This is a genomic window from Streptomyces sp. NPDC050743 (assembly GCF_044456925.1).
GTDB lineage: Bacteria > Actinomycetota > Actinomycetes > Streptomycetales > Streptomycetaceae > Streptomyces.
In genome coordinates, this window is sequence record NZ_JBITGJ010000007.1 from 25,290 (window position 1) to 50,275 (window position 24,986).

22 protein-coding genes are annotated in these 24,986 nt (G+C 71.5%); 13 read left to right on the forward strand and 9 right to left on the reverse strand.

Annotated elements, in window-relative coordinates; genetic code table 11:
- Positions 1-343 precede the first annotated feature (343 nt).
- Positions 344-1,462 (reverse strand): hypothetical protein, encoded by a 1,119-nt coding sequence (locus ACIBJF_RS10365; protein ID WP_399173271.1) that lies wholly within the window; start codon positions 1,460-1,462, stop codon positions 344-346.
- Positions 1,463-1,654: 192 nt separating this feature from the next.
- Between ACIBJF_RS10365 and ACIBJF_RS10370 the strand changes: the two genes are divergently transcribed.
- Positions 1,655-2,809, forward strand: a complete 1,155-nt coding sequence (locus ACIBJF_RS10370; RefSeq protein ID WP_399173272.1) for a cystathionine gamma-synthase — start codon at positions 1,655-1,657, stop codon at positions 2,807-2,809.
- Positions 2,810-3,079: 270 nt separating this feature from the next.
- On the opposite strand, the gene ACIBJF_RS10375 is transcribed toward ACIBJF_RS10370, so the two are convergent.
- From ACIBJF_RS10375 to ACIBJF_RS10385, 3 genes are all read right to left on the reverse strand, one after another.
- Complete coding sequence (locus ACIBJF_RS10375) at positions 3,080-3,328, reverse strand: hypothetical protein (RefSeq protein ID WP_356301725.1); 249 nt, start codon at positions 3,326-3,328, stop codon at positions 3,080-3,082.
- 151 nt (positions 3,329-3,479) lie between these two features.
- Complete coding sequence (locus ACIBJF_RS10380; RefSeq protein ID WP_351798926.1) at positions 3,480-3,983, reverse strand: sigma factor-like helix-turn-helix DNA-binding protein; 504 nt, start codon at positions 3,981-3,983, stop codon at positions 3,480-3,482.
- A 157-nt stretch (positions 3,984-4,140) separates the two neighbouring features.
- Positions 4,141-4,665 carry a MarR family winged helix-turn-helix transcriptional regulator gene (locus ACIBJF_RS10385; protein ID WP_399173273.1) on the reverse strand — a complete coding sequence of 175 codons (525 nt, stop codon included), beginning with the start codon at positions 4,663-4,665 and terminating at the stop codon, positions 4,141-4,143.
- A gap of 144 nt (positions 4,666-4,809) precedes the next feature.
- Here ACIBJF_RS10385 and ilvA point away from each other — a divergent pair, with 144 nt between their 5' ends.
- From ilvA to ACIBJF_RS10400, 3 genes are all read left to right on the forward strand, one after another.
- Positions 4,810-6,039 (forward strand): threonine ammonia-lyase, encoded by a 1,230-nt coding sequence (gene ilvA / locus ACIBJF_RS10390; protein ID WP_399173274.1) that lies wholly within the window; start codon positions 4,810-4,812, stop codon positions 6,037-6,039.
- Positions 6,040-6,274: 235 nt separating this feature from the next.
- Positions 6,275-7,261: an ATP-binding cassette domain-containing protein gene (locus ACIBJF_RS10395; protein ID WP_399173275.1), complete on the forward strand. Its 987-nt coding sequence runs from the start codon at positions 6,275-6,277 to the stop codon at positions 7,259-7,261.
- Positions 7,258-8,115, forward strand: coding sequence for an ABC transporter permease (locus tag ACIBJF_RS10400; protein ID WP_399173276.1), 858 nt, complete (start codon positions 7,258-7,260; stop codon positions 8,113-8,115). The genes ACIBJF_RS10395 and ACIBJF_RS10400 overlap by 4 nt, the downstream gene beginning before the upstream one ends.
- Before the next feature lie 104 nt (positions 8,116-8,219).
- Here ACIBJF_RS10400 and greA read toward each other — a convergent pair whose 3' ends face one another.
- Together greA and ACIBJF_RS10410 are read right to left on the reverse strand one after the other, a co-directional pair.
- A complete protein-coding gene (gene greA / locus ACIBJF_RS10405) occupies positions 8,220-8,720 on the reverse strand; it encodes a transcription elongation factor GreA (protein WP_351798939.1) in 501 nt (166 codons plus the stop codon).
- A gap of 194 nt (positions 8,721-8,914) precedes the next feature.
- A complete protein-coding gene (locus ACIBJF_RS10410) occupies positions 8,915-9,313 on the reverse strand; it encodes a DUF4307 domain-containing protein (RefSeq protein ID WP_399173277.1) in 399 nt (132 codons plus the stop codon).
- A 103-nt stretch (positions 9,314-9,416) separates the two neighbouring features.
- On the opposite strand from ACIBJF_RS10410, the gene mca reads away from it, so the two are divergent.
- Both mca and ACIBJF_RS10420 read left to right on the forward strand, forming a co-directional pair.
- Positions 9,417-10,298: a mycothiol conjugate amidase Mca gene (gene mca, locus ACIBJF_RS10415; RefSeq protein WP_399173278.1), complete on the forward strand. Its 882-nt coding sequence runs from the start codon at positions 9,417-9,419 to the stop codon at positions 10,296-10,298.
- Positions 10,291-10,530: a hypothetical protein gene (locus ACIBJF_RS10420; RefSeq protein WP_399173279.1), complete on the forward strand. Its 240-nt coding sequence runs from the start codon at positions 10,291-10,293 to the stop codon at positions 10,528-10,530. Before mca ends, ACIBJF_RS10420 begins: the two co-directional genes overlap by 8 nt.
- 8 nt (positions 10,531-10,538) lie before the next feature.
- Here the strand turns inward: ACIBJF_RS10420 and ACIBJF_RS10425 are convergent, their stop codons facing one another.
- Positions 10,539-13,742 (reverse strand): tetratricopeptide repeat protein, encoded by a 3,204-nt coding sequence (locus ACIBJF_RS10425; protein WP_399173280.1) that lies wholly within the window; start codon positions 13,740-13,742, stop codon positions 10,539-10,541.
- A 205-nt stretch (positions 13,743-13,947) separates the two neighbouring features.
- Between ACIBJF_RS10425 and ACIBJF_RS10430 the strand changes: the two genes are divergently transcribed.
- Positions 13,948-14,358 carry a PPOX class F420-dependent oxidoreductase gene (locus ACIBJF_RS10430; RefSeq protein WP_399173281.1) on the forward strand — a complete coding sequence of 137 codons (411 nt, stop codon included), beginning with the start codon at positions 13,948-13,950 and terminating at the stop codon, positions 14,356-14,358.
- Between the two features lie 27 nt (positions 14,359-14,385).
- Here the strand turns inward: ACIBJF_RS10430 and ACIBJF_RS10435 are convergent, their stop codons facing one another.
- Positions 14,386-14,793 carry a hypothetical protein gene (locus ACIBJF_RS10435; RefSeq protein WP_399173282.1) on the reverse strand — a complete coding sequence of 136 codons (408 nt, stop codon included), beginning with the start codon at positions 14,791-14,793 and terminating at the stop codon, positions 14,386-14,388.
- Positions 14,794-14,911: 118 nt separating this feature from the next.
- On the opposite strand from ACIBJF_RS10435, the gene ACIBJF_RS10440 reads away from it, so the two are divergent.
- From ACIBJF_RS10440 to ACIBJF_RS10465, 6 genes are all read left to right on the forward strand, one after another.
- The gene (locus ACIBJF_RS10440) at positions 14,912-15,499 is read left to right on the forward strand and encodes an ArsR/SmtB family transcription factor (protein WP_399173284.1); all 588 of its coding nucleotides are present in this window, start codon (positions 14,912-14,914) and stop codon (positions 15,497-15,499) included.
- A gap of 392 nt (positions 15,500-15,891) precedes the next feature.
- A complete protein-coding gene (locus tag ACIBJF_RS10445; RefSeq protein WP_399173285.1) occupies positions 15,892-17,934 on the forward strand; it encodes a thioredoxin domain-containing protein in 2,043 nt (680 codons plus the stop codon).
- Between the two features lie 216 nt (positions 17,935-18,150).
- The gene (locus ACIBJF_RS10450) at positions 18,151-19,419 is read left to right on the forward strand and encodes a glycosyltransferase (protein ID WP_365321874.1); all 1,269 of its coding nucleotides are present in this window, start codon (positions 18,151-18,153) and stop codon (positions 19,417-19,419) included.
- A complete protein-coding gene (locus tag ACIBJF_RS10455; RefSeq protein ID WP_399173286.1) occupies positions 19,416-21,062 on the forward strand; it encodes an ArnT family glycosyltransferase in 1,647 nt (548 codons plus the stop codon). Before ACIBJF_RS10450 ends, ACIBJF_RS10455 begins: the two co-directional genes overlap by 4 nt.
- Complete coding sequence (locus ACIBJF_RS10460) at positions 21,059-22,228, forward strand: glycosyltransferase (RefSeq protein ID WP_399173287.1); 1,170 nt, start codon at positions 21,059-21,061, stop codon at positions 22,226-22,228. Before ACIBJF_RS10455 ends, ACIBJF_RS10460 begins: the two co-directional genes overlap by 4 nt.
- Positions 22,225-24,639 carry a galactose oxidase-like domain-containing protein gene (locus tag ACIBJF_RS10465; protein ID WP_399173288.1) on the forward strand — a complete coding sequence of 805 codons (2,415 nt, stop codon included), beginning with the start codon at positions 22,225-22,227 and terminating at the stop codon, positions 24,637-24,639. The genes ACIBJF_RS10460 and ACIBJF_RS10465 overlap by 4 nt, the downstream gene beginning before the upstream one ends.
- Here ACIBJF_RS10465 and ACIBJF_RS10470 read toward each other — a convergent pair.
- On the reverse strand, positions 24,623-24,955 hold the full coding sequence (locus ACIBJF_RS10470; protein WP_399173289.1) for a hypothetical protein: 333 nt from the start codon (positions 24,953-24,955) through the stop codon (positions 24,623-24,625). The two genes, ACIBJF_RS10465 and ACIBJF_RS10470, sit on opposite strands and share 17 nt — an antisense overlap.
- Positions 24,956-24,986: the final 31 nt, after the last annotated feature.

The following is a 24,986-nucleotide window of genomic DNA, read 5'->3' on the forward strand; positions in this document are numbered from 1 at the left end:
GTGTGGAGAGGGCGCCGGCCTCATGGGACCGGCAGCCCGTAGAAACCTCCGGCAGGATGGGCGAATTTCGGTCGGTCCCGTCTCGTCAGGCCTGCGCCGCCGTCTCGCGTCCCGGACCGTGCGGCAGCGTGCTTCCGTCCGCGCGCCCCGGCACCGTGCTGCGCGCCCGGACCACGGCCGCGTCCGGGTCGCCGGGGCGGACCGCCCAGGCCGGCAGCCACTCTTCCGGGGATTGTCAGGGGAGGGGCAGGCGCTGCGGCCGTCGGTTCAGCCGGGGGAGGGTGACCGGGCTGTGGGCGTGGCTCAGCCAGGGGGGCGACGATCGCGGGGCTGTGGGCGTGGCTCAGCCGGGGAGGGTGGCCGGGCTGCCGCCGTTGGCCTCGTAACCGGCCACCGCCAGGGCGCGGTAGAGGGCGAACTCGGCGGCCGGGTCGGCGGACAGCGTCCAGGGGAGCGCGCCGATGTGCCCGTCGACCTGTATCAGCTGGTGCATGGCCTCCTGCCAGCGCTCGGCGCGGACCAGGAAGAAGATCAGCAGATGGCGGACGTGCGCGAGCATCGGGTCGTCGGGGCGGGCCGAGTGCACCGCGTGCAGGGCGCCGTGCATGGCCTTGGTGACGACCTCGCTCTGGTAGAAGCCCGCCACCAGGTTCACCTCCGGGAGGTGCTCGAAGACCGCGAACAGGGGCAGCGCGGCGAGCAGCGAGCCCTGCGGTGCGCGGGCCGCGGCGGCCTCGGCGAAGGAGTAGGCCTGCTCGCGCGAGCCGTGCCACTTCTCGCACCAGTAGTGCAGCGCCGCCAGATGCGCGCCCATGTGGTTCGGGGCGCGGTCGAGGATCTTCAGCCACAGCTGGTCGAACTCGGCCTGCGGGTAGGCCAGTCCACGGGCGATGGACAGCTCGACGATGTAGGGCACCGGGTCCCCCGGGGCGAGCAGGGCCGCCTGCCCGCAGGCGTCACTGGCTTCCTCCATGATGATCCGGAAGTCGTCCGTGCCCGGCGTCGAGGTCCGCCAGGCCTGCTGCACCAGGAACTCCGCGTACACGGCGGCGCAGCCCGCATCCTTGGGCTGCTCCGCCCGCCACACCCGCAGCCACTGGCCGCCCGGCGTCTCGTGCACCCCGCCGGGCCGCTGCTGCAGCTCCAGCGCGGCCGCGCCCGCGAACGCCTGCACCCGCTGCCAGCGCGGCTCACCCTCGGTCTCGGTGCCGGCCAGCAGTTGGGAGGCCGCGCGATAGTCCTGCGTGCGCTGCACCAGATCCAGCACGTCCAGCAGGTCCTGGTCCGGGCCGGGCATGCGCAGGTCCAGCTCCTCCTGGCGCACGAAGCCGTAGGCCGCCGGGTCGGCGGCGTCCGGGTGTCCCGGGGGAACCTGCTCGATCACGCCGCGCCTGCGCCGCATGACCGACAGCAGTACGAAGCTCAGCATGAGCAGCGCCATGAGCAGCCAGAGAATCGACATGCCCCAAGCGAACCAGACGCCGCCGACAATTGCCCAACCCCGCCGCGGGGCTGTGGAAAACTTCGGTCCCGTTCATGACAGGACTCCGGGCCCGGCGACCGCACGGTGTCCACGCAGGGAAAACCCTTCGTCCGATGCCGCCCGAGCCCGGCGGGCGTCAGCATTCGGCCAAGCGCACTACGCTCGGTGCACATGAGCGACAGGCACATCAGTCAGCACTTCGAGACCCTCGCGATCCACGCGGGCAACACCGCGGATCCCCTCACCGGCGCGGTCGTCCCGCCGATCTACCAGGTCTCGACCTACAAGCAGGACGGCGTCGGCGGGCTGCGCGGCGGCTACGAGTACAGCCGCAGCGCCAACCCCACCCGCACCGCCCTCGAGGAGAACCTCGCCGCGCTGGAGGGCGGCCGGCGCGGCCTGGCCTTCGCGTCCGGCCTGGCGGCCGAGGACACCCTGCTGCGCACGCTGCTCAGCCCCGGTGACCACGTGGTGATCCCGAACGACGCCTACGGCGGCACCTTCCGCCTCTTCGCCAAGGTCGTCACCCGCTGGGGCGTTCAGTGGTCCGTCGCCGACACCAGCGACCCGGCCGCCGTACGGGCCGCGATCACCCCGAAGACCAAGGCCGTCTGGGTGGAGACCCCGTCCAACCCGCTGCTCGGGATCACCGACATCGCCGCCGTCGCTCAGGTCGCGCACGACGCGGGCGCGAAGCTCGTCGTCGACAACACCTTCGCCACGCCGTACCTCCAGCAGCCGCTGTCGCAGGGCGCGGACGTCGTCGTCCACTCCCTGACCAAGTACATGGGCGGCCACTCGGACGTGGTCGGCGGCGCGCTGATCGTCTCCGACCAGGGCCTCGGCGAGGAACTGGCCTACCACCAGAACGCGATGGGCGCCGTCGCCGGCCCCTTCGACTCCTGGCTGGTGCTGCGTGGCACCAAGACCCTCGCGGTGCGGATGGACCGGCACAGCGAGAACGCCGGGAAGATCGCCGACATGCTGACCCGGCACCCGCGCGTGACCGGCGTGCTCTACCCGGGCCTGCCCGAGCACCCCGGCCACGAGGTCGCCGCGAAGCAGATGAAGGCCTTCGGCGGCATGGTGTCCTTCCGCGTCGAGGGCGGCGAGGAGGCCGCGGTCGAGGTGTGCAACCGGGCCAAGGTGTTCACGCTCGGCGAGTCGCTCGGCGGCGTCGAGTCCCTGATCGAGCACCCCGGCCGGATGACGCACGCCTCCGTGGTCGGCTCCGCGCTGGAGGTCCCCGGCGACCTGGTACGCCTGTCCGTGGGCATCGAGAACGTCGACGACCTGCTGGCCGACCTTCAGCAGGCGCTGGGCTGACACCGACGGACGCCTGCCGCGGGGCCGGGGTGCTCAGGCCCGGCGGGGCCGGCTGGTGGGTGGCCGGTGGTCATCGGCCACTGTCGGCCGACGGCGCGTGGCCGGTGCCGGTCGCCGGTGGCGGTTGCGGGCAGCGACTGTGGTCACGGCCGCGGTGACGCCACGGGCGTGGTGGCTCCATGAGGAGCGCGGGGCCGTATCCATGTGCGGCCTCGCCGCAGGGGAGGTGGCCGGTGGCCGTACCAGAAACAGACGCCGTCGCCCCGCGGTTCACCAGCCGGTGATCGACGGAGTCGTCTGGGAGGGCGGCTCCGTCCACGGGTGCACTCGGGCCGCCCACACGCTGAACGCGACGACCGCGGCGCAGGCCAGCAGCCACAGCACCCGGCGGACGAGCTGCCTGCGCCGCAGCAGGCGCTCGCCGCGGCGCACCGCCTCCGCGCCGAGGTCCGGCGGCACCGGTGCCGGGGCCTGCTCCATGATCTGCCGTGCGGCAGCCTCCCGTTCGGGCCGGTTCACGCCGCCCTCCTGATGCTCCGACTCCCTGGTATCCGAGTGCTACGGGCACCCTCCCCACGCATGGTGCTCCCGCCACCCCACGCGCTCCCGCCGCCGCTCCGTCCGCTCGCCACAGCCTGAGCACCCTCCACGCCGCCCACTCCGCACCCCCTCATGAAGGCGCCACCTCCCTGCCCGTCGCCCGTGGTGTGGGGCGGCTCGCCGGGTGGAGCAGTGTGGCTGTCGCGCGGTCGCAGATGGTGTGGACGCGGTCCCGTGGGAGGCCGAGGAGGGCCGCGGCCTGTTCCTCGGCGACGCCTTCGTAGAGGCGCAGTACCAGGATCAGCCGCTCCTGCGGGGTGAGCGCGGCGAGCGGGCTGCGCGGATCCGGGCGGGTGCGGCCGAAGGCGCCGTACTGGTGCCAGGTCGCGCGTGCGAAGCGGGTGGCGAGGTACTGGCGGGCGCAGTCGTACGGGTCCTCGCCGTGCAGCCGGTCCCAGCGGGCGTAGGTGTGGGCGAGCGCGAGCGTCAGCAGGCGTCGCGCGCGCGGGTTGGCGTTCGGCGCCTCCGCGGTCAGCAGCGTGGCGGCATGCAGCAGACGTCCGGCCGCGCCCGCGACGAACGCCTCGAACTCCCGGGCCCGGCGGGCTCCTCGGGACACCTGCCGATCACGCACCGCGCCTCCCCCTAGAGGGGCCCTGTCCGGTACGGGACAGGTGAACCGCGTACGACGCAGGACCCGGTCTCATATGAGGCCAGCGGCGGGCCGGGGTCAAGACTCCGGCACCGACCGGTGCGTGTCCCCCGTGGGCCTCCTCGGTGGGCGGCCGCCCTCAGGACGCCGGGGTCTGTTCCGCCGGCGCGGTCCCCTGCACGGTCATCCGCGCGGACAGCGCGCCGTTGAACCGGGTCAGGAGCGTGCAGAACTGCTCGCGCTCCTCCGGTGCCCAGTCCTGCGTCAGCTCGGCCATCAGCTGCCGCCGGGAGGAGCGCACCTCCTCCAGCCGGGCGACCCCGCGCGGGGACAGCTGGAGGACCACCGCCCGCCCGTCCTCGGGGTGCGAGGTGCGCTTGACGAGCCCGGTGTCGACCAGCGGAGCCACCTGCCGGGTGACCGTGGAGGAGTCGATGCCCATGCTCGCGGCGAGCGCCTTGACGCCCATCGGGCCTTCCTTGTCGAGGCGGTTGAGCAGCAGGTACGCCGCGCGGTCCATGGAGTTGCGCACCTGCCCGACCCCGCCGAGCCGCGTCTGTTCGGCACGCCGGGCGAACACCGCCACCTCGTGCTGGAGGGTGTCGAGAAGACCGGTGTCACCGACGGTCGTCATGTCCATCGACATTTCAGGTGTTGTGGGCATGGCCGGAGGCTCGCTTCATGAAGGGCTGCTGGGTTGGGGGACAGGGTACGCGGCCCGGCGGCGGGCCGTACCGGCGCTGCACAAACCGGTCTCGGAGCTTGGTCACAACCGTCGTGTACGACCGTGGACTGCGATGCTGGAGTCATGAGCTACGGCACGGCTGACTTCTTGCGTTCCGTCACCCTCGACGATGTGCGCGGAGCCCAAAAGATGCTCTCGGGTGTGGCGCGGGTGACCGCGATGGAGGGCAGCCGGCACCTGTCCCAGCTGGTCGGCGCACCGGTGCATCTGAAGTGCGAGAACCTGCAGCGGACCGGCTCGTTCAAGCTGCGCGGCGCCTATGTGCGCATCGCCGGGCTGCTGCCGGAGGAGCGGGCGGCCGGTGTGGTGGCCGCGAGCGCCGGGAACCACGCGCAGGGCGTGGCGCTGGCGTCCTCGCTGCTCGGGGTGCACTCCACGGTGTTCATGCCGAAGGGCGCCCCGCTGCCCAAGATCAGCGCGACGCACGACTACGGCGCGGAGGTGCGCCTGCACGGCCAGGTGGTCGACGAGACGCTGGCCGCCGCCGAGGAGTACGCGGCCGAGACGGGCGCGGTGTTCATCCACCCCTTCGACCACCCGGACGTCATCGCCGGTCAGGGCACGGTCGGCCTGGAGATCCTGGAGCAGTGCCCGGAGGTGCGCACGATCGTCGTCGGCATCGGCGGCGGCGGTCTCGCAGCCGGGATCGCGGTGGCGGTGAAGGCGATCCGGCAGGACGTCAGGATCGTGGGCGTGCAGGCGGAGGGCGCGGCGGCCTACCCGCCCTCCCTGGCCGCCGGGCGTCCGGTGTCGGTGGAGAACCCGGCGACGATGGCAGACGGCATCAAGGTCGGGCGGCCGGGCCTGGTGCCGTTCGGGATCGTCAGGGACCTGGTCGACGAGGTGCGCACGGTCAGCGAGGACCAGTTGTCGGCCGCGCTGCTGCTGTGTCTGGAGCGGGCCAAGCTGGTCGTGGAGCCGGCCGGGGCGAGCCCGGTCGCGGCGCTGCTGGCCGCGCCGGACACCTTCGAGGGGCCGGTCGTCGCGGTGCTCTCCGGTGGCAACGTGGACCCGGTGCTGATGCAGCGGGTGCTGCGGCACGGCATGGCCGCGCAGGGCCGCTACCTGGCCGTTCGGCTCCGGCTGACGGACCGCCCGGGCGCCCTCGCCACGCTCCTCGGGGTGTTGTCAGTGGTCGACGCTAATGTCCTCGACGTGAGTCACGTACGAACCGACCCCCGGCTCGGGCTCACGGAGGCGGAGGTGGAGCTGCACCTCGAGACGAAGGGCCCGGCGCACTGCGCCGAGGTCGGCCAGGCCCTGCGGGACGCGGGTTACGCGGTCATCGGCTGAGAGTCCCCGCTCCCGGCTGCCGACCGCCGGCTCCTGGCTTCCGGGTCCGGACCCCATCGGTCACTCGTTCGAGTCAATCACCGATCCAGCCCATTGAGTAACGCGATACATCGCGTTATGGTGTGATGGTCGCCGGTCGTCTGCCCGCAGGAAAACCGCGGGCGGAGCGGGGCGCGCAAACCTAGCCTTTCCGAAGAATCCCGGACGACGATCCCCGACGACGTGGAGAACAGATATGCCAGGCGCCATCCATGCCGAAGGCCTGGTGAAGACCTTCGGCGACGTAAGGGCTCTAGACGGCGTAGACCTGGACGTGCCGGAGGGCACGGTCCTCGGCCTCCTGGGGCCGAACGGCGCCGGCAAGACGACGACCGTCCGCTGCCTGACGACCTTGCTGCGCCCCGACAGCGGCAAGGCGGTCGTCGCGGGCGTGGACGTCCTGAAGGATCCCGACGCCGTACGTCGCTCCATCGGCCTGTCCGGCCAGTTCGCGGCGGTCGACGAGTATCTGACCGGCCGGGAGAACCTGGTGATGGTCGGGCAGCTGTACCAGATGAAGGGCAAGGCGGCGAAGGCGCGCGCGGCGGAGCTGCTGGAGCAGTTCAACCTCGCGGACGCCGCCGACCGCCCCGCCAAGACCTACTCCGGAGGCATGCGCCGCCGGCTCGACCTCGCCGCGGCCCTCGTGGTCTCACCGCCGGTGATGTTCATGGACGAGCCGACGACCGGCCTGGACCCGCGCAACCGCCAGCAGCTGTGGGAGGTCATCAAGCAGCTCGTCTCCGGCGGTACGACCCTGCTGCTCACCACCCAGTACCTCGAGGAGGCCGACCACCTCGCCCACGACATCGCGGTGGTCGACCAGGGCCGGGTCATCGCCAAGGGCACCTCCGACCAGCTCAAGGCCCGCACCGGCGGCGAGCGCGTCGAGGTCGTGGTGCACGAGCGCGACCACATAACGAGCGCCACCGAGGTGTTGCGCGGCTTCGGCAAGGGCGAGCTCACGGTCGAGGAGCACACCCGCAGGCTCACGGTCCCGGTGACCGGCGGCGCCAAGCTGCTCGCCGAGATCATCCGCGAGCTGGACACCCGCGGGATCGAGATCGACGACATCGGGCTGCGCCGCCCCACCCTCGACGACGTCTTCCTGTCGCTGACGGGACACGTGGCCGAGATCCCCACCCAGGACGACGAGGCGACCGCCAAGGAGGCCGTGAAGTGAGCGCCGTCAGCGAAGCCGTGCGGGTGGCCCCGCCGGGCAACCCCATCAGCCGCTCCTTCCGCGACTCGATGGTCGTGGCGAAGCGGAACCTCATCCGCATGTCGCGGATCCCCGAGATGATCATCTACGGGCTGATCCAGCCGATCATGTTCGTGGTGCTGTTCACCTACGTGTTCGGCGGTTCCATGCAGATCGGCGGCAGCACCAGCGCCGTCGACTACAAGAACTTCCTCATGGCGGGCATCTTCGCGCAGACCGTCACGTTCGCCACCGCGAGTTCCGGTGCCGGAATCGCCGACGACATGCACAAGGGGCTCATCGACCGGTTCCGCTCCCTGCCGATGGCGCGTGGCGCGGTGCTGACCGGGCGCACCCTCGCCGACCTGGTGCAGACGGCGGTGACCCTGGTCGTGCTGGCCGTGGTCGCCCTGCTGGTCGGCTGGCGCGTGGGGTCCGACGGCGACACGAACGCCGGCAAGGTGCTCGCCGCGTTCGGCCTGCTGCTCCTGCTCGGCTACGCGTTCACCTGGATCGGCGCCCTGATCGGCATGTCGGTGCGCACCCCCGAGGCGGCCACGTCCAGCGGACTGATCTGGCTGTTCCCGGTGACGTTCATCTCGAACGCCTTCGTGGACCCCACCCACATGACGCCCTGGCTGCGGCACATAGCCGAGTGGAACCCCTTCAGTGCCACCGCGCAGGCCTGCCGCGTGCTCTTCGCCAACCCCGGCCGGTCCACCTCGCACGCCTGGCCCATGGAGCATCCGGTCTGGGCTTCGCTGATCTACTCGGTCCTGATCATCGCCGTCTTCCGCAGCCTCGCGGTCCGCAAGTACCGCTCGGCCACCGCCTGACGGCTCCGGCACGACTTCGGGCACGCCTCGGGGCATGGGAAAGCCCCCGGTGCCGGGCGGGATCCGCCGGGCGCCGGGGGCTCGAGGTCACAGGGGCGGGTGGATCAGCCCGAGTACGGCTCGGCCTTCAGGATCCGAACCGAGGCCTTCTTGCCGTTCGGCAGTTCGTACTCCGCGTCCTCGCCGACCTTGTGGCCGATGACTCCGGCGCCGAGCGGGGACTGCGGCGAGTACGTCTCGATGTCGGCGCTCGCGTACTCGCGGGAGGCGAGCAGGAACGTCATCGTGTCGTCCTCGTCACCGTCGAAGGCGATCGTGACGACCATGCCCGGCGCGACGGCACCGTCGGCGGAGGCCGGGGCCTCGCCCACCTTGGCGTTCTCGAGAAGCTGGGTCAGCTGCCGCACGCGCAGCTCCTGCTTGCCCTGCTCCTCCTTGGCCGCGTGATACCCGCCGTTCTCACGCAGGTCGCCCTCCTCGCGCGCGGCCGCGATCTTGGCGGCGATCTCCGTGCGCGCAGGACCAGTAAGGTACTCAAGCTCGTCCTTGAGCTTGTTGTACGCCTCCTGGGTCAGCCAGGTGACGTTCTCGCTGGTCTGGGTCACAGGGTGCTCCTCGTCGGTACTGGGAATACAAAGCATCGCCCTACCCAGAAGAATGTTCCCTCTTGGATGGGCGAAACCACGAGCCTAACAATTCAAGGCCGGAAGGGGGAGGACATAAGCCATCAGAATCACATCAACGCAGGTCAGCGTGTACGTATTCCGGGTGAAGTCGGGAAGTGTCCGGCCGGCTCCGGTCAGTCGGTATGGCAGCCGAGCAGCTCGGCCGTGGTGCCCTTCGCCGTCGTACGCAGCGTGACGACCTTGTCGATACGCGTGGCCGACCCGGTGAAGCGGAAGTCGGCCCGGCCCACCTCGGAGCCGTCCGCCGCCTGGGAGCGCAGGGTGCAGTAGCCCGAGGTGCCGGAGTCCTTGTGGACCTCCAGATGCACCTTGACCGCGCTGTCCGTCGCGTCGAAGGCGATCACCTGGGCACTGATCTTGCTCTCCACGACATAGTGGTAGGCGAAGTAACCGACCAGCGCGAGCAGGGCCGCGCCGAGCACCGCACCGGCGACCTTGAGCTTGCGGTCCGCACGCTCGTCCGAGGAACGGCCGTAGCGGCCCTCGGGCAGCCGCGCGCTCGCCGTACTCATGATCGTCCTCTCCGCGGAATTATTCGCCCCCCGATTCCGTCACTATAGAAGCCGCCGACTGCGCCCGGAGCCACGGGGGCGCCGACTTACCGAGGATTGAGTCTTGACTGACCAGTTGCGACTGATGGCCGTTCACGCGCACCCCGACGACGAGTCCAGCAAGGGCGCGGCCACCATGGCGAAGTACGTGTCCGAGGGGGTGGACGTGCTGGTGGTGACGTGCACCGGCGGAGAGCGCGGGTCCATCCTCAATCCGAAGCTCCAGGGCGACGCGTACATCGAGGAGCACATCCACGAGGTGCGCAAGAAGGAGATGGACGAGGCCCGCGAGATTCTCGGGGTCAAGCAGGAGTGGCTCGGCTTCGTCGACTCCGGCCTGCCCGAGGGCGACCCGCTGCCGCCGCTGCCCGAGGGCTGCTTCGCCCTGGAGGACGTCGACAAGGCGGCCGGCGAGCTGGTGCGCAAGATCCGCGCCTTCCGCCCGCAGGTGATCACCACCTACGACGAGAACGGTGGTTACCCGCACCCCGACCACATCATGACCCACAAGATCTCCATGGTGGCGTTCGAGGGCGCGGCGGACACCGAGAAGTACCCGGAGGGCGAGTACGGCCCCGCCTACCAGCCGCAGAAGCTGTACTACAACCAGGGCTTCAACCGCCCCCGCACCGAGGCGCTGCACCAGGCGATGCTCGACCGCGGCCTGGAGTCGCCGTACGGGGAGTGGCTCAAGCGCTGGAGCGAAATGGAGCGCACCGAGCGCACGCTGACCACGCACATTCCGTGCGCGGACTTCTTCGAGATCCGCGACAAGGCGCTGATCGCGCACGCCACGCAGATCGACCCCGACGGCGGCTGGTTCAGGGTGCCGATGGAGCTGCAGAAGGAGGTCTGGCCCACGGAGGAGTACGAGCTGGCGAAGTCGCTCGTGGACACCTCCCTCCCCGAGGACGACCTCTTCGCGGGCATCCGCGACAATGCCTGACATGAGTGCAAGCGTGAGCCTGGCAGTGACGCACCTCGTCCCCCTCGCCAAGGAGGTCGACGAGAACAAGGTCACCCCTGGCGTCCTCGGCTTCATCGTCTTCGCGGTGATGGCCCTGGCGATGTGGGGACTGATGAAGTCGATGAGCAAGCACATGAACAAGGTCGACTTCAAGGAGTCCCCGGACCCCGAGACCGAGCAGAAGGCCGACTCCGCCGCACGGCGGGGCTGACCCGGGCCTCAGCGCCCCGCCGGTACCGCCACCCCCATCACCTCCCGGGCGTGGCGGTCCGGCGTCATGCGCAGCCGCCAGGCCTGCCAGCCGTCCTCCAGGCTGATCCCGCGCTCCAGCAGCAGGGCGTAGGCCGGGACGTAGTCGGCCAGCTTCTCGTCCCGCAGGGGATGGCCGGCGCGGGCCAGCTGGGCCAGCTCCTCCTGGGCGACCGCCGTGCCCACCTCCACCCCGCCGGGCGCCGCATAAGGCAGCAGGGTGCAGCGCAGGAAGCGGGCCCAGTCCTCGCCGCGCCGGTCGCCGTAGGAGACGAACAGATCCAGCGCCTCGTCCGCCAGGGCCAGCGCGGCCTGCGTACGGGCGTTGCCCGCGTCGACCACCGCCAGCTCCAGGCAGGTCCACGCCTCGCCGTGGGCGACGCCGATCCGCTGGAAGTCGGCGCGGGCGTCCACCAGGAGCTGCCGGGCGAAGCCGGAGTTGCGCAGCGAGCCGGTCTGCGCGGCCCGCTGGTCGCGGGTGACCCGCGCCGAGTGGTGCCGGGCGCAGGCCAGGCCGTAGACGTCCCGCATCCGGGAGAACATCGTGCGGGACCGCTCCAGGTCGCGCACCGCCAGGTCCAGATCGCCGGCCTCCTCCAGGGCCTGGCCCAGGTAGTACAGCGTCCAGGCCTCGCCGCGCGCGTCCTCGTTCTCCCGGTGCCGGGCGGCGGCCTGCCTGAGGCTGTCCACGGCCGGTGCGGCGTCGCCGGCCACCAGACGGGCCCGGGCCAGCTGGGTCAGTGCCCAGGCCTCCCCGCGCGCGTCCTGCGTACGGCCGTACCGCTCCAGGGCCGCCCGCAGCTCCGACTCCGCGCGCGGAACGTCCCCCATCCGCAGCGCCAGCTGGCCGAGCTGGAAGTGCGCCCAGGCCTCGCCGTGCACCGAGCCGCCCTCGCGGTGCAGCACCAGGGAGCGGGTCAGCAGCTCCAGCGCCTCCGCCAGCCGGGCCCGGTCCCGCTGGACGGCGGCCAGGGCGTGCATCGTCCAGGCCCGGTCCGTGGCCAGCTCCGGCGCCGCCTGCAGATCCAGCGCCTCCTGCAGCTTGGCCGCGGCCTCGGTGAGATTGCCCTGGTGGTGCAGGGTGATCCCGAGCGAGCCCAGGGCACGGGCCGCGCCCGCGTCGTGGTGCGCCTCCCGGTACAGGTCCACTACCGAGGCCAGCGTGGCACGCGCCTTGTCCAGCTCGCCCAGCTGCCGGGCCGCGATACCGGTGCGCCACTGCACCGAGCGCACCAGCAGCCCCTGGTCCACGGCCTGCGCCAGCTCGCTGATCTCCCCGAGCCGGTACAGGTCGCCGCGCAGCAGGCAGTAGTCGCACAGCGCGCCCAGCAGGTTCTGCACCGCTCGCTGGTCCACGCCCTCGGCGTGGCGCAGGGCCGCGGTGATGAAGCTGGACTCGTCGTCCAGCCAGCGCAGTGCCTCGTCCAGCGAGGTGAACCCGTGCGGGCCGAACTGGTGCGAACGCGTCGACATGTTCCCGTCGACCAGGCGCAGCACCGAGTCGGCCAGATCCGCGTAGTTCACGATCAGCCGTTCCTGCGCCGCGGCGCGCTCGGCCGGGTCCTCCTCGTCCAGCAGCCGGGCCTCGGCGAAGGCGCGCACCAGGTCGTGCAGCCGGTAGCGGCTGCCGCGCACATGGTCGAGGAGGCCGGCCCGGGCGAGGTCGGCGAGATGCCGCGTGGCCTCGGCCTCGTCCGTGGCGAGCAGAGCGGCGGCCGCCGCGGCGCCCAGCGAGGTCCGGCCCGCGAGCGCGAGCCGGCGCAGCAGCCGGCGCGCGGGCTCCGGCTGGTCGGTGTAGCGCAGCCACAGGGCGCGCTCCACCGGCTCCACCGGGCCGTACGCGCCCAGGTCCGTGGCCAGCTGCCGGGGCGAGCGCGGGCCGAGCGCGGAGCCGGCGATCCTGAGCGCCAGCGGCAGCCCGCCGGTGAGCTCCCGGATCCGGTCGGCGGACTCCGCGTCGTACGGCCCTGACGCGTCCTCGGCGACGAGACCGAGCAGTTCCTCGGCGCCCGCCGCGTCCAGCGCCTCGACCGGCAGGTCGTGCACCCAGGCCGGCAGGTCCGCCGGCAGGTCCAGGGCCGTACGGGCGGTGACCAGGACCAGGCTGTCGGAACGCTCGGGGACCAGCGCCCGCACCTGCTCCGGGTCCGAGGCGTCGTCCAGCACGATCGTCACCGGCAGGCCGGACAGATGCTGGTGGTACAGCTCGCCGAGCCGCTTGACCTGCTGGTCGGGGGAGGAGCGCTCCCGGAACAGCAGCTGCTCGCGGGGCGCGCCGAGCCGGTTGAGCAGATGCAGCAGGGCGTCCCGGGTCGCGAGCGGCGCCTCCTCCCGCCGGCCGCCGCGCAGGTCCACGACCACCGCGCCCCGGAAGTGGTCCCGCAGCTCGTGCGCCGCGCGCACCGCGAGCGTGGTCCGGCCCGAGCCGGGCTCGCCGTGCAGCACGACCACCGTGGGCCGGGTCTCCGTGGCCGCCCTGGCGGAGTGTGCCCACTGCCGGATCCGCGCCAGCTCCGCCCGGCGCCCCGCGAACGGACCGTCCGCGTCCGGGAGTTGCCCGAACGACTGCTCCAGCACCGTACGCCGGCGGGCCGCCGCGCTCTTGTCCGCGCCGCGCAGCGCCGGGCCGCCCTTCTTCTTCGGGGCCGTGGAGGCGGTCAGCACCCGCTGCTGGTCGAGGAACGGGCGGATGCCGCGCACTTCCAGCGCGGTCAGCCACTGCAGCCGCAGCTGCTCGGGCCCGCCGGGTTGGCCGGCCGCGCCCGCCCGGTGATGCGCGGCGGGCAGATGGACGCCGGCCACCTTCACCACGGAGGCGGCGGCACCGACCACGCCCGCGGCGACGCCCGCGCCGACCGCCGTACCGGTACCGGTGCCGAGGGAGAGGTCGGCCACGGCTGCGGCCACCGCGGCAACCGCCGCCACCAGCAGGGCCGTTCCGGCGCCCTGGCGGGCGTACCGCTGCCCGAAGGTGAGCCGGCCCGCCTCGGTCTCCTCCAGCGCGCGGACGTAGGCCTCGTACTCCTCGCCGGCCGCCCCCGCCATCGCCTCCAGCGCACCGCGCGCCCGCGACAGCAGCAGCTGCCCGTCGATCCGCCCGCCGGAGCGCCGTACCTCCTCCTCGACGGCCCGCACCAGCAGCCGCTCGGCCTCCGCCCGATGGCCGTCCCGCATGTCCCGTCCCCCCTCCGGTGACAACTTCCTTGTCCATGAGTGTCCTTCGTGGGGCGCGGAAGCGGGAGGGGTGGTCGTCGGTGGGGAGTTGGGGAGGTGCGGCAACGTCCTTGTGAGCGCGTGCCGTTCGGTGCGAGGGAACGGCGGCCATGCCCGAGGGCCGATTCGCTCGACAGCCGGCCAGGGGCCGACCTAGGGTCCGGGCGTGACAGTCGCCTTGAACGATGCCGTACGTACGTTGCTGGACGCTGCGGTTCCCGCCGTCCTGGGCACGGTGAACGCGGACGGGAGCCCGCAGACCTCGGTCGTCTGGGTGGGCCGGGACGAGGACGACCTGCTCGTGTCGACGGCCGCCGGTCGCCGCAAGGAGCGGAACGTCCGCCGGGACGGGCGGGTGAGCCTGACGGTGTACGACCCGGCGGACCCCCTGCGGTACGTCGAGGTGCGCGGCACGGCGACGGTCACCGAGGACGTCGGCCGTGAGCTGGCCGTCAGGCTGGCGGAGCGGTACGAGGGTCCCGGCGCCGGCCAGGAGTACCTTGAGCTGCCTCCGGAGGTGACGCGCGTGGTGATACGGATCAGCCCCCTGCGGGTTCTGGGCACGCTCACCGGCTGAGTGCGCTCCGAGGACGTGCTCGGCTCTTCAGCGCCGGGCGGTCCGCCATCCCTTGCCCACCGCCAGGTACACACACGCCGCCGCCAGCGCCCCCTCCGCCACCGCGCACAGCAGCGCCTCGGCCAGCGGGGCGCCCGTGCCCGCTGTCGTTATGTCGAACCAGGCGTCCAGCACCGCCACCGACGCGGTCGCCGAAGCCGTCAGGCGGGACCTCTGATCTCCGCGCAGGCCGAGCAAGGCCGTCGCGGCACAGCCCGTGGCCATGAGGACGTCGAGGCCGATCCAGGCCAGGGACCAGTGGTCGACCTCCGTGCTGCCCGGCAGGGTCAGGGCCAGCACCACCGTCCACGGCACCAGCAGGACCGCCGCCGCCCCCAGCAGGACCCAGGGCCACTGCTTCCGCGCGGCCCCGGTCACCCTCACACTCACGCCCATGTCCGCCCCCTCGCGTCGTCCTTCGACCGCTTCCACCGTAGATCGCAGAGAAAATTCTGCAAAGAAATCTCGGCAGGCATCGGGGACTTCTCAGGGTTCTCAGGGTTACCGTGACCGCATGACCGACGGCACGCCCGAGATGACCAGCCTGGAGCGCACCGCGCTGTACAAGTCCCTCGGCAACCCCCTGCGCCGCCGGGTCCTCGACTACCTCGGCCGGCACGGCGAGGCCAACTCCACCGTGCTCGCCCGCGAACTCGGTGAAAGTTCCGGCACCACCAGCTACCACCTGCGCAAACTCGCCGAGCAGCGGCTCATCGAGGAGATCCCGGAGAAGTCCGGCGGGCGCGAGCGATGGTGGCGGGCGCTGCCCTTCCGGCACACCACGCCCGACCCCGCCACGATGACCCCCGAGGAGTACGCGGCCGCCGCCCGGCTCGCCCATCTGAAGATCGAGTTCGACACCGCCCTGTACCGCCGCGCCCACGAGGAGTACCGCGGCCCCGAGGGCTGGGCCCAGGTCCAGCGCCACGGCACCTGGCTGACGCGGGAGGAACTCGTCGACTTCATGCGGGAGTACCACGCGCTGCTCGACCGCTACTGCCGCTCGCGCGAGGAGGCCCCGGACGGGGCGCGCCCGGTGCTCATGCGTTTCTACGCCGTCCCCGAGCCCGTGGAAGAGCGAAACGGCGAACCGGCGGGCTGAGGACGCCTCCGCCTGCCCGAGGGCACGGCGTCCCGGCCGATGATCCGGGAAATCGTGGTTCCGCTGGTGGGAATCCTCGTCACGGTCCTGGGGGCCCGACCGGGCTCGTCGGCCGACAAGAGCGCGGCGTCGGCGCCCACACGATCGTCCGCCCCGGCCGGCTCCTCCGGCGCGGACCAGCCCGCCGATCAGCCCTCCGGGGAACCCGGCAAGAGTGCCCGGCGGCGAAGTCGGCGTTCGGCCCCGTCATCAGCGCGTCGACCGGTCGTGGTGGCGCACTCGACCCTCAAGAACGCCGACCTCGTCATCAGCGCGCCCGCCGGTCCGGCGAAACCAGAGGTCGCCGTCTGGGCCTGACGCCGGCGTGCACGGTACTGCGGCAGGATGGGGGTATGCCGAACCGACTGGCTCACGAGACGTCCCCCTATCTCCTCCAGCACGCCGACAACCCGGTCGACTGGTGGCCCTGGTCGGCCGAGGCCTTCGGCGAGGCCCGCAAGACGAACAAACCCGTTCTGCTGAGCGTCGGGTACAGCAGTTGTCACTGGTGCCATGTCATGGCTCACGAATCCTTCGAGGACCATGCCACCGCCGACTACCTCAACGAGCACTTCGTCAACATCAAGGTCGACCGCGAGGAACGCCCCGACGTGGACGCCGTCTACATGGAGGCCGTACAGGCCGCCACCGGACAGGGCGGCTGGCCCATGACCGTCTTCCTCACCCCGGACGCCGAGCCCTTCTACTTCGGGACCTACTTCCCGCCCGCGCCCCGGCACGGCATGCCGTCCTTCCGGCAGGTGCTGGAGGGTGTGCAGCAGGCCTGGAGCACCCGTCGCGACGAGGTCGCGGAGGTCGCCGGGAAGATCGTGCGCGACCTCGCGCAGCGGGAGATCGTCCGGCACGGCGACCGCGCGCCCGACGAGCAGGAACTCGCGCAGGCGCTGCTCGGGCTGACCCGGGAGTACGACCCGCAGCGCGGCGGATTCGGCGGGGCGCCCAAGTTCCCGCCGTCCATGGCGCTGGAGTTCCTGCTGCGGCACCACGCCCGGACCGGTGCCGAGGGCGCGCTGCAGATGGCGCAGGACACGTGTGAGCGGATGGCCCGCGGGGGCATCTACGACCAGCTCGGCGGCGGGTTCGCCCGGTACTCCGTCGACCGTGACTGGGTCGTGCCGCACTTCGAGAAGATGCTGTACGACAACGCGCTGCTCTGCCGTGTGTACGCCCATCTGTGGCGGGCCACGGGATCGGACCTCGCCCGGCGCGTGGCCCTGGAGACCGCCGACTTCCTCGTGCGCGAACTGCGCACGGACGACGGCGGGTTCGCCTCGGCGCTCGACGCCGACAGCGACGACGGGAGCGGGCGGCACGTCGAGGGCGCGTACTACGTGTGGACGTCCGAGCGGCTGCGCGCCGTCCTCGGGGAGGCGGACGGCGACCTCGCCGCCCGGTACTTCGGCGTGACCGACGAGGGCACCTTCGAGCACGGTCAGTCCGTCCTTCAACTGCCGCAGAACGACAGCGTCTTCGACGCCGGGAAGATCGCCTCCATCAGGGAACGGCTCCTCGCCGAGCGCGCCGGACGTCCCGCACCCGGCCGGGACGACAAGGTCGTCGCCGCCTGGAACGGCCTCACCATCGCCGCGCTCGCCGAGACCGGTGCCTACTTCGACCGGCCCGACCTCGTCGAGGCCGCCCTCGGCGCCGCCGACCTGCTCGTCCGGGTGCACCTCGACGAGCACGCCCGGCTCGCCCGCACTAGCAAGGACGGCCGGGTCGGACCCAACGCGGGCGTGCTGGAGGACTACGCCGACGTCGCCGAGGGCTTCCTCGCGCTCGCGTCGGTGACGGGCGAGGGCGTCTGGCTGGATTTCGCCGGTCTGCTCCTCGACCATGTGCTCGCCCGCTTCACCGACCCCGAGACCGGCGCGCTGTTCGACACCGCGTCGGACGCCGAGCGGCTGATCCGCCGGCCGCAGGACCCCACCGACAACGCCACCCCGTCGGGCTGGACCGCGGCGGCCGGTGCCCTGCTGGGCTATGCCGCGCACACCGGCTCCGAGCCGCACCGGACCGCCGCGGAGCGGGCGTTGGGGGTCGTGAAGACCCTCGGGCCGCGCGTGCCCCGGTTCATCGGCTGGGGGCTCGCCGTCGCCGAGGCCCTCCTCGACGGGCCGAAGGAGGTCGCCGTCGTCGGACCGGGACCCGACCTCGCGGACGAGAAGACGGCCGCCCTGCACCGTACGGCGCTTCTCGGTACGGCCCCCGGTGCCGTCGTCGCCGTCGGCACTGCGGACAGTGACGAGTTCCCGCTCCTCGCCGACCGGCGCCTGCAGCAGGGCGAACCGACCGCGTACGTCTGCCGTAACTTCACCTGCGACGCGCCGACGACCGATCCGGAACGGCTGCGCGCGTCCCTCAACAGGCGCTGAGCATCCACAACCCAGGGGCGGCAGAAGTGTGAACTGTCCGAAACGGAGCACGTGTTCGGATAGATCCCACTACTCGCACCACCGTTCCGAAACAAGCTATTTATCGGAAGAGCTCCCACATTTCATAGATCCCCCCTACGCTCTCCACTGCGGGTCGACGGGTGGTGACTCACCGTTGCGCCCACAGGGGGTAATTGGGGATCTGGGGGGATCTTTTTGCTCACGTCTGTCTTCATCGCCGCCGTCTCACTGGCCCTGTTCTGGATGGCGGCGTTCACTTTGTGGTGGCAGATGCACGCGTGGCGTACGCCCGAGGTGCTGGCCTCCACCAGGTTCGGCAGGCCGGACGGCGACGAACATCTGTCGTTCTCCCTGCTGTTGCCCGCCCGGCACGAGCAGGCGGTGCTGGACCACACCATCCAGCGGCTGCTGGAATCCACGCACACCGACTTCGAGATCATCGTGATCGTCGGGCACGACGACCCGGAGACCACGGAGGTGGCCGAGCAGGCCGCCGCACGGGACGCACGCGTCCGCGTCGTCGTCGACACCCACGAGAAGAAGAACAAGCCGAAAGCCATGAACACGGCGCTGCCGCACTGCCGCGGTGACGTCGTCGGGGTCTTCGACGCCGAGGACCAGGTCCACCCGGAGCTGCTCGCCCACGTCGACCACGCCTTCCGCACCACCGGGGCGGACGTCGTGCAGGGCGGGGTCCAGCTCATCAACTTCCACTCCAGCTGGTACAGCCTGCGCAACTGCCTGGAGTACTTCTTCTGGTTCCGCTCCCGGCTGCACCTGCACGCGCAGAAGGGGTTCATCCCGCTCGGCGGCAACACCGTCTTCGTGCGGACCGGCGTCCTCAGGGAAGCGGACGGCTGGGACCCCGACTGCCTCGCCGAGGACTGCGACCTGGGCGTCCGGCTGTCCAGTGTCGGCAAGAAGGTCGTCGTCGCCTACGACTCCGACATGGTGACCAGGGAGGAGACCCCGGGTTCCCTCATGTCGCTGCTCAAGCAGCGCACCCGCTGGAACCAGGGCTTCCTGCAGGTCTACCGGAAGAAGGACTGGAGGCAACTGCCGGGGTTCGGACAGCGGTTGCTCGCCCGGTACACCCTGATGACCCCGTTCATGCAGGCCTTCTCCGGCGTGATCATCCCGCTCAACGCGGCCGTCGCGCTCTTCCTCGACGTGCCCGTCGGGATCGCCTTCCTCACCTTCCTGCCGCTGGTCACCGCCGCCGTCACCTTCGTCTTCGAGGTGGTCGGACTGCACGACTTCGGCCGGCAGTACGGCCTGAGGGTCCGCCTCGTGCACTACGTGAAGCTCATCGTGGGCGGGCCCTTCTACCAGGTCCTCCTCGCCGGCGCCGCCATCCGCGCCGTCTGGCGCGAGCAACGCGGCCGTAACGACTGGGAGTTGACCACGCACGTCGGCGCGCACCTCACCGCCGCCGAGCCCATCCGAGAGGACGTTCCTGCGTGACCTCCACACTTCCCGCGGTGACCGCAGCGAAGGTCCCCGCGCAGCGCCAGCCTGCGCCCGAAACGCCCTCGGCCGGCCGCGCCCGGCCGCCGGTACGACTCCGTTCCTCCCGTCCCGACCTGCTGCTCTGCGGTGCCCTGCTCGCCGCGATCCTCGTCGTGCAGGGCTGGAACATCGCCGACTACCCGACCCTCAGCGACGACGAGGGTACGTACCTCGCCCAGGCCTGGGCCGTCCAGCAGGGCCGGGGCCTCGCCCACTACACCTACTGGTACGACCACCCGCCGCTCGGCTGGATCCAGTTAGCCCTGCTCACCCGGATCCCCTCGGCGATCAGCCCCGGCTCGATGACCGTCGGCACCATGCGGTTCACCATGCTGCTGGTCAGCGGCGTCAGCGCGGTCCTCGTCTACGTCCTCGGCCGCCGGCTCTCCCTGCCCCGCTGGGCCGCCGGACTCGGCATGGCCCTGCTCGGGCTCTCGCCGCTCGCGGTCGTCCTGAGCCGGGAGATCTTCCTCGACAACATCGCCGTGATGTGGCTGCTGCTGGCCTTCTGCCTCGCCGCCTCGCCCAGCCGTCACCTCTGGCACCACTTCGGCGCGGGCCTCGCCGCCGCCGCGGGCGTGCTCACCAAGGAGACGATGCTCGTCGTCCTGCCCGCCCTGTTCGTCACCATGTGGCGCCACAGCCACCGCGACACCCGCAAGTTCGCCCTCACCGGAGCCGTCACCGGCTGCGCCCTGATCGGCTTCTCCTACCCGCTGTTCGCCCTGCTCAAGGGCGAGCTCCTCCCCGGCGCCGGGCACGTCTCCCTGTGGGACGGCATCACCTACCAGATGTCCAGGCCGGGCTCGGGATTCATCCTCGACCGCTCCTCCGGCTCCTACGGCGTCCTGCACTCCTGGCTGTACTACGACCGCGTCCTGCCCCTCGGCGGCCTCGCCGCAGCCCTGCTCCTGCTGCTCACCTGGCGCTGGTCGGTCACCGCCCGCGCCCTCGCCGGACCGGCCTTCACGGTCGCCGTCCTGGCCGCGGTGGCCATGCGCCCGGACGGCTATCTGCCCGCCATGTACGTCATCGGCGCGCTGCCCTTCCTCGCCCTGGTCCTCGCGGGCGGCGCCGCCTCCGTCACCCACGCGGTCCTGCGCAGATGGCGCAAGGAGGGCGAGAAGCGGTATGTCACCGGCGGACGGTACGCGCTCGCCGCCGCCTTGGCCCTCGCCGCCGGCGCCTACGTCGTACCGCACTGGTACGACGGCGACCGCACCGCCGTCACCGCCGACGCCAACAGGCCCTACCGGCAGGCCTCCCACTGGCTCGGCACCGAGGTGGCGGACCCGAAGGACACCCGCGTGCTCGTCGACGACGCCCTCTGGCTGGACCTCGTGCACGCCGGATACCGGCCCGGGCTCGGCGCCATCTGGTTCTACAAGGCCGACCTCGACCCGGCCGTCACGAAGACCATGCCGCACGGCTGGCGGGACATCGACTACGTCGTCGCCTCGCCGACCGTCCGCCGCGACGCCAAGGACCTGCCCAACGTGCGGGCCGCGATCCGGCACTCCACGCCGGTCGCCACCTTCGGCACCGGACCCGACCGCATCGAGATCCGGCGGATCCAGGCCCTGGGAGGGGCGCGATGAGCGAGTACACCGCCCCGGCACAGGGCCTCGACGCCGTAGAGGTCCCCGAGCCCGGCGCCGTCACCGTCGTCGTACCGACCTTCAATGAGTCCGCGAACATCCGGCAGCTGCTGCACCGGATCACCGAGTCGGTGCCCGCGCGGCTGCCCTGCGAGGTCCTCTTCGTGGACGACTCCACCGACGACACCCCCGAGGTCATCCGCGAGGCCGCCAAAGACTGCCCGTTCCCCGTGGCCGTGCTGCACCGCGAGGAACCCGAAGGCGGGCTCGGCGGGGCGGTCGTGGAAGGGCTGAAGGCGGCGGCCTCGGAGTGGATCGTCGTCATGGACGGCGACTGCCAGCATCCGCCGTCCCTGGTACCGGAGCTGGTGGCCACCGGCGAGCGGGCGAACGCCTCCCTGGTCGTCGCCTCCCGGTACATCGAGGGCGGCAGCCGGGCGGGGCTCGCCGGCGGTTACCGGGTGGCCGTCTCGCGTGGCGCGACCTGGCTCGCCAAGGGCCTCTTCCCACGCAGGCTGCGCGGGATCAGCGACCCGATGAGCGGTTTCTTCGCCATCCGGCGCAGCGCGGTCACCGCCGACGTCCTCAGGCCCCTCGGCTACAAGATCCTGCTGGAGCTGGCCGTGCGCAGCCGCCCGCGCGGGGTCGCCGAGGTGCCGTTCGTCTTCGAGGACCGGTTCGCCGGCGAGTCCAAGTCCACCGCCCGGGAGGGTTTCCGCTTCCTGCGCCACCTGGCGGGCCTGCGCACCGCGTCCCCGGTCGCCCGCATGGTCGGCTTCGGGCTGATCGGCGCGAGCGGGTTCGTGCCGAACCTCGCCGGACTGTGGGCGCTGACCGTCCTCGGGATGCACTACCTGCCCGCCGAGATCCTCGCCAACCAGTTCGGGGTCGCCTGGAACTTCCTGCTCATCGAGCAGCTGCTGTTCCGCGACCGGCGCGCGCACCGCCGCTGGTGGGACCGGCTCGGCCGGTTCGCGCTGCTGGCCAACGCCGACCTGCTGCTGCGCATCCCGCTGATCGCCCTGCTCGTCGGCCGGTTCGGCATGGCCGCCCTGCCCGCCACCGCGCTCGCGCTGGTCATGACGTTCGTCCTGCGCTTCGTCGGTACCGAGGCGCTGGTCTACCTCCCCCGGCGCCGGGGGAGCCGAGCAAGGAGAGCCGTGTGAGTACGACGACGTATCGCAGACGCCGCAGACGGACCGCGCTGGCCGGGGTGGGCGCCCTGACCGCCGGTCTCCTCCTGACCGCGCCCCAGCCGGCCGAGGCCGCCAACCTGATCAAGAACCCCGGCTTCGAGACCGCCGGCACGGACGGCATGCCGTACTGCTGGGAGAAGTCGGGCTGGGGCGACAACGACTTCACCTTCGAGACGACCTCGGACGCGCACTCCGGGGCCAAGGCCATGAAGGTCACGCTGACCCGCCGGGTCGACGGCGACCGCAAGGCGCTGATCACGGAGTCCACGGACTGCGCGCCCGCCGTGTCCGTGGGCAAGCAGTACGACCTGGGGCTTTGGTACAAGACCACCACCCCCGACGCCAACATCACCCTCTTCCGGCACGACACCACCGCCGGCTGGCAGTACTGGACCGACCTCAAGACCCTGGACATGGCGTCGGCCTGGACGCAGGCCACGGTCCGCACCCCCGAGGTGCCGGCCAGCACCGACCGCATCACCTGGGGTGTCTCCGTCTACGGCACCGGCTCGGCGACCACCGACGACTACACCATGGACCAGGTGGCCGATCCGCTCCCGCCGGCCCAGTGCACGGGCACGAACGACCAGTGCGCGAACGGCAGTTGGTCGGTCCTGCCGACCCAGAACCCGGTCCGCTCCATGCACTCGGTCGTCCTCCACAACGGCAAGGTGCTGCTGATCGCCGGCTCCGGCAACAGCGAGGAGAACTTCAACGCGGGCACGTTCACCTCGGCGGTGTACGACCCGGCGAACGGCACGTACAAGGTCATTCCGACGCCGAAGGACATGTTCTGCGCGGGCCACGTCCAGCTGCAGGACGGCCGGGTGCTGGTGCTGAGCGGCAACAAGGCGTACCCGGTCGCGGGCGGGCACGGCTACGAGGGGTTCAAGGACTCGTACATCTTCGACCCGACGACCGAGACCTACAGCAAGACCAACGACCTCAACGACGGCCACTGGTACCCGTCGGCGACCGAGCTGGGCAACGGTGACGTCATCTCCTTCGGCGGGCTGCGCGAGGACTCCACCGGCTCGGTGACCGCGGAGAAGTTCAGTTACGCGCAGAACCAGTGGCTGCCGCTGTGGCAGGTCAACCAGACCTGGTCGTACTGGGGTCTGTACCCGGCGATGATCCTGATGCAGGACGGCCGCCTCTTCTACACGGGCAGCCATGTCTTCGGCAACAACATCCCCGGCACGGGCTCGGCGGTCTACGACTACGACGCCAACACGATCACCCAGATCCCCGGGCTGCAGAACAAGGACGAGCGCGACCAGTCGGCGAGCGTGCTGCTGCCGCCCGCGCAGGATCAGCGGGTGCTGACGATCGGCGGCGGCAACATCGACTCCAACCCGGACGCGAACCGCCTCACCGACCTGATCGACCTCAAGCAGGCGAACCCGTCGTACGTCGCCGGGCCGCCGATCCCACAGGGCACGGTCGACCTCGGCAACGGGCCCCAGCCGGAGACCGGCAACCAGGGCAAGATGTACGTCTCCGCGGTGCTGCTGCCCGACGGCAAGGTGCTGGAGACCGGCGGCGCCCTGCACAACCGCGCCAACCCGGTGTACGAGTCCTCGATCTACGACCCGGGCACCAACACCTTCGACCCCGTGGCCGCCGACCCCGAGTCCCGCGGCTACCACTCCTCGGCGTTCCTGCTGCCCGACGGCCGCGTGATGGCCACCGGCGACAACCCGGGCAACGGCACCTGGAACCACAACGTGTCGATCTACACCCCGCCCTACCTCTACAAGGGCACCCGGCCGACGATCACCTCGGTGATCAACCAGGAGTGGAAGTACGGCGACACCCAGCGGATCACCGTCGACCGCCCCATCGCCAAGGCGGAGTTGATCCGCCCGGCGGCGGTCACGCACTCGTCCGACCCGAACCAGCGGTTCGTGGACCTGCCGCTGAGCGTGGACGGCAACAACGTGGACCTGAACGTCACGAACAACCCGAACATCGCCCCGCCCGGCTGGTACATGCTCTTCGCAGTGGATGCCAACGGGGTGCCCTCGGTGGCCAAGTGGGTCCACCTGACGGGCCCGTCGGCCCTCAGCGCCGCGTCCCCCCACGTCCACGCCTTCGCCGACTCCCTCTCCGGCACGGTGTCGGGCCCCGGCAAGAAGAAGACCGCACAGCAGGTCAGCCCGACCATCTCCGGCTGCGACCGGCACTACGGCTCGGCCAACGTGTGCGTGCCGACGGTGTTCCCGCCGCAGGTGAAGAAGACCACGGCTGCTCGGTGTGCCTGGCTTCGGCAGAACCACTACGGCCGGCTGAAGGTGAACGGCGCCGACGATCCCCTGGGGTTGGACCGGAACCGGGACGGGGTGGCGTGCGGGAAGGGGGACGTCAGGAGCCGTAGCTGAGGATCAGCAGGACGAGCAGGACCTGGGCGCTCCACTGGAGCACCACGGCCCAAGTCCGCGCGACGGTCCCTCGGCGCCGCGGCCAGAGCAGGGCCGCCAGCCCCGCGGAGACGGCGGTGAGGAGACTGCCGTAGACGAGTGCCCCCGGAACCCGGGGGCACTCGTTGTACTCGACGCAGCGGGAGCCCTGGTAGGTGGACACCACCGCGATCGCCGCCGCGAGCACGCTCGGGATGAGCAGGGCCAGACCCCAGGCCGCCCACCGGGTGAGAACACGGCCGGGAGCGGACGGGTGCGCGGAGTTCGCTGTCGTCATGCCCCCAGCCAACCGCGCGGCCGGTCCCGCC